The sequence below is a fragment of the Acetobacter farinalis genome (genome assembly GCF_011516935.1).
Classification (GTDB): Bacteria; Pseudomonadota; Alphaproteobacteria; order Acetobacterales; family Acetobacteraceae; genus Acetobacter; species Acetobacter farinalis.
Map to the genome: position 1 here is coordinate 1 of NZ_WOTF01000045.1, position 4714 is coordinate 4714.

At 50.4% G+C, this 4714-nt stretch carries 3 protein-coding genes; all 3 read right to left on the bottom strand.

Annotation, left to right across the window (positions count from 1 at the left end):
* A partial coding sequence (locus tag GOB82_RS12940; RefSeq protein WP_166123717.1) for a hypothetical protein occupies positions 1-454 on the bottom strand: 454 nt, incomplete at its 3' end.
* Positions 455-614: 160 nt separating this feature from the next.
* A complete protein-coding gene (locus tag GOB82_RS12945) occupies positions 615-1841 on the bottom strand; it encodes a plasmid recombination protein (RefSeq protein WP_166123719.1) in 1227 nt (408 codons plus the stop codon).
* 213 nt (positions 1842-2054) lie between these two features.
* A partial coding sequence (locus GOB82_RS12950; RefSeq protein ID WP_166123721.1) for a DNA polymerase type-B family protein occupies positions 2055-4714 on the bottom strand: 2660 nt, incomplete at its 5' end.

Genomic DNA, 4714 nt, shown 5'->3' on the forward strand with positions numbered 1-4714 from the left:
TTTTGCGGGCAGCGTCATAAAGCCGGGGCAATGGATTTTCGACAATGTGAACCGTTGAACCGACACCAAAAATCGCATCAGTTGCGAGACGCAAATCGCCATCTAAATCGGCATCGGTAATGGTAAAGGTAAACACAATGGGGGTATCCCCCATGGGGTCTTTGTTTACCGGGCTTTCGGGCTTGTAAATTTCCCAGTTTTCTGCCGTTTTTTTGACGTTGTAAGGGCCTCGTTCATTTTTGAACTGTGGCGAAGAATGCGTTTTTTCGCCAGAGTTCGCGCTTTCTGACTGGCTGTTTTTGGCGGTTTTCCGGGTCTTGGAATCGCCCGTAGAATCTTTGTTTACCGACCCTGAATCTTTGTTTACCGCCCCCCGTGATTCACATTCCGAATATGAATATCTGCGTGAAAACGGGTTTTTGCGGGGTTTGGTAGTCGTGCCTTTGCGTCTCATAGTCGCCTCCATTTTTGGTGGCGATAGGCACTTTGGGCTTGAATTTCGCTTCAGATTTGCATATAATCTAAAGCACAGGTGAAATACAGCTTTGGTGTCCTACCACCGAGGTTGAAAGGCTCGGAGTTCGACGCTCCGGGCCTTTTTCATTATTACTCATTTATCTCGTAAAATCAAAGTTTTTCGTTCTCTGCCTGTCGTTTTGTGTAAAATTGCTCGATTTCTCGTCAGTTCTTGCCCTTGCAATAAGTTCCGCTTCACCTTTCCGCAAAACTACAGCAGATTTCTTGAAGTTTTCAAATTCCAATATGATCTCTTTATTTTCCTTTTTCTCCATGTTTATTTGATATTCCAGACTGGAAACTTTGTTTTCCAGTCTCTTTATTTCATCATTACCCGCCTTCGCACGTTCTTCTTTTGCTTTTGCAAATCCTTCATTGAACGCACGTTCCATGAGACTTTTTACACTTAAACGCCCTGACATTACCGCAGAAATTGACATGCCAATTTTACCCCACCACGACTCAAACTTGCTCTTTTCTTGGTCAAATTTGCGTTTATTTTTCCCGAAAACCTTCCTTTCCTCACGCAATTTCTTTTTATGACCAATGATTAAATCGGCATCATCATTTTGACGCTTTTTTATACTTTCAATTTCCAGTTTTTCAGAATCTATTATTTCATTCTGATGAACAATTTCTTCTTTTGCGCGACGAATTTTCTCGGCTTCTTCTCTGAAAACGTCAGAAATAACGTGTTCACGACCTGATTCTTCTTTCGAAACACCACGTTTTAGATCAGAATCCAGATGCTCTTGAGCATATTTTACCCATGACGTGTTAAGCGATGAGTATGCGCCGAGGTCTCCCTTTTTCCCGTATTTTTCGCGGATTTCGTCGAGTGCTTTATTCACCGAAACGATGGACTTTGTTTTCCCGCGCATCTTCATTTCACGCACCGGGACAATGAACAAATCCACCACGCCCGACCCGGCCTCGTCCATATCCATTCTGGCGGATATGACAGAACCCGGCCCAAATTCCTTTTCAGCCCACGCCTGCGCGTGCTCAAAGACACGGAAATTCGCGGGATTGCGTGGGTCGTGGGGGTCGCCTTCGCGTGAGATATATTCCGGCGAAACGCCCGCTATGATATGGATACCGACCGCCGCTTTTCCATATTCTTTTGCCCCCGTCAGCGCCTTCCGTTCGGCATACGCCCGGCGCAAATCTGTGGCGTCAGAACAATATGCGGAGCAAATCAGATTGTCTTTTGTGCGATCACGACAAACCCTTTCCAATGAAACGGAATCCTGCCTTCGGGCATGGTTTGTCATCGCCTGTAGATAGTGAAAATCCATTTTTTGAGAGCGTGTAAACGCGAACATGGCATATCCCCCACAACGGTTGTTTCCATGTCTGATTTTACGCGGATTTCATGCAAGGGAGGGCTTGGGAGGTGCAACCTCCCAACACACGGGGAAGTTGCCTACCGGCCCGCTCCGCTAACTTCCCACTTCGTGTGCCCTCTGGGGGCTCTCCCGAGGGGGCAGGGACACCCTGCACCCTTCCGAACCCTTCCGGGTTCGGCCCCCTTGCGCCTACGCCCCCGCAGGCGGGGGCTGGCGCTTTTGCGCTTGTGGCAACGTCCGTCTTCGACCCGTCAGATCGAAAAAGGTTTGTCCAGGCACCAGCATGGACAACACATTTTCTTCTGGGACGGCCACCGGCGCACGCAACCCAAACCCAACACCGATGCAGTCGTTTGCATCGGGCGAAACGACCGTTTCACTTTCCAAAATGGCGTCCACCATATCCCGGATTTTGGCCGGGTCACTGGACAGCATTTTGGCGCACGCCGAAACATACGCCTCGGTGAAACGGTTTCGGGGCAATATGATAAGGGGCCGTTTTTTGTCTGCCAATTTCTGTTGTTTGGTCATAGCAAAAGCCGGGTGTTCCACGTCAAGCGGGTGCCACCCGCCATGACCACGGGCCACAGCACGCCGGACGGCACGCGCATATTCGGCCTGAATATCGGTGACGCGGATACCCCGGATGGCAAGTTCCATTGCTTCAAATGTCGCGCGTTTGTCCAGTTTGTGGAGGCCGTCAGCAGACGCCTGTGCGCGTTCAACATCTGCAAGCGTTGCCCACGGGACAGTCCAACCGGAGTCAGTTAAACGCCGTTTAAAATCATAATCATTATGCACACGTTTAATCGTGTGAACGCTGACAACATCGTCGGCTTTGCCATGGGCAATCTTTTTGGCGGACACCAAAGACCGTTGTTCGGCGTGGCGAACCTCCATATCCATGTCCAATTCCAGCAGTTTTCTGCCAATAAAAGCCTTCTTTTGGGCTGGCGAGAAATCACCCGGAACCTCAATTTTTATACCGCCCTGTGCAACGTGAATTGTCACCCCGTCGTCGTCATATATGGCATTTGCGCGGGTGCGCCGACTGTCACACGCTGCGCCTTCGGCCTTCACTTCCAATACGGTTTCCGCGTCAGCAATGCCGAGGCGCTTACGTCCCGCGCAAAGTGTATGGAAACCATCGGTATCATACACCAACGCGTTAAAATCAGTCCCCACGGGGGCCAATACCATCGACCCGTCAGTGGTCGTCGTGACGACTTTGCACCCTGCATCCGTAAATGCTTGGTTCATTTCAAACAACGCAGCACGTATGATGCCTGTTATGGTCGCAGCAGCGATTGGCAACGTGATGGAGGACTCCCCCAGTTCCTCTTTCGTAACACCGCCGAAGGCCGAAAAATTGGTCACATTCCGCTTGTTTATGCCCTGCGCGACCTTTCCATACAGGGAATTGACCATTTCCTTGAAAAGCGTGTTTTTCAGCGACTTTTTGGCGTGTTTTCCGCGCTCCTGCATCATTCCCGACAGGTAATCGACATACATAAATTGGCCGGGAATGGTCGCCCATGCTTCGCCTTTGTGTATGGTGACATTGGCACCCATTTTAAGCGCGAGCGCCAGCTCCGGGCCGGTGCAATATGATGTCCCGGCGAGGGGATATTGAAGTCCCCGCGATGTGGCGACCGGCAAACATGGATCTAAAATTTGCTCAGGGAAGGAAAACTCGGCATGAGCAACGACCATACACCCATCGCGAAAAAGCCTCATAATCAGGGCTAAATCCGTGGTTGATATGGGCAGCGTATCAAAATCAATGGCCGGAATGGAAGCCATGGCGCTGGCGTATGCGCCCGCTAAATCCACATCATATACGCGCCACCCGGCGGGTGCCTCAAGATGGCCCGCAAACCGGGCCTGATTAAAGCCACCGTGGAAACATTCAGAAGCGAGCGGGTCGCCCGAGACGCGGGCTTCACCGGGCATATAACGCGTTTTTTTGCGCCCTTTTTCATCCACATAAGAGGTTTTCACCTTCCCGATGGACTCAGAAACGACAGCCCGGCCCCCGGCCATTGCTGTAAACAAATTGACGGACGTTGAACCAAGGGTCAACCCGATGCGGAAGCCTTCCACATGGCTCATTGTGTCGCACCAACCCTGAACTTCTGAATAAGCCAGTAAACAAACTTCAGTATCGCGCATTGCGTATGAAGCGAATTTCTCAAAATCATCTCTGGCGAGAATATCCATATTGCCAATTTCACTTGATGACAGCTTGAGTTTTTCAAAACCAAGAATGTCACCCCACGCGCTTAGAGAACCTGCACCAGCGGGAGAAAGAAGCATCGTATCGCGCATTAAAACACGGAAAATTCGCGGATGCCGGTTATTATCGAACGTCTTTACTATGATGCCCGGCCCAATGGTAACGGGCGTCCGGCGAACGTCAGTAACAAATCGCGCAACGTCTAAACGATCGTCCAACATTGACCATTCAGCAGCCCAAAAATGTGCCAGCACGACAACACAATCATTCACCCGCCCGTCAATGCCCAAAAACAGATACGCCCAATCAACCAGAGCGCCAAATTTTGGCCTTTTCGTGGGCATTATTAGCACCTGCAACAGCTTGCCCGTGCAATGGGCAATGGTCATTTGAACAGACACAAGATCATTCGTGCCGTCATCCCGGCCCACATATTCTGTATCAAGAGAGATCACGCACGCGGGCGCGCCGGTCTCTTTCATTTTGGTATCCGACATGGCGATTTTGCGGGCAGCGTCATAAAGCCGGGGCAATGGATTTTCGACAATGTGAACCGTTGAACCGACACCAAAAATCGCATCAGTTGCGAGACGCAAATCGCCATCTAAATCGG

What these genes read in the sequence shown, in the direction of transcription:
- GOB82_RS12945 (WP_166123719.1), bottom strand. Translation starts at nt 1,841, where the DNA reads ATGTTCGCGTTTACACGCTCTCAAAAAATGGATTTTCACTATCTACAG.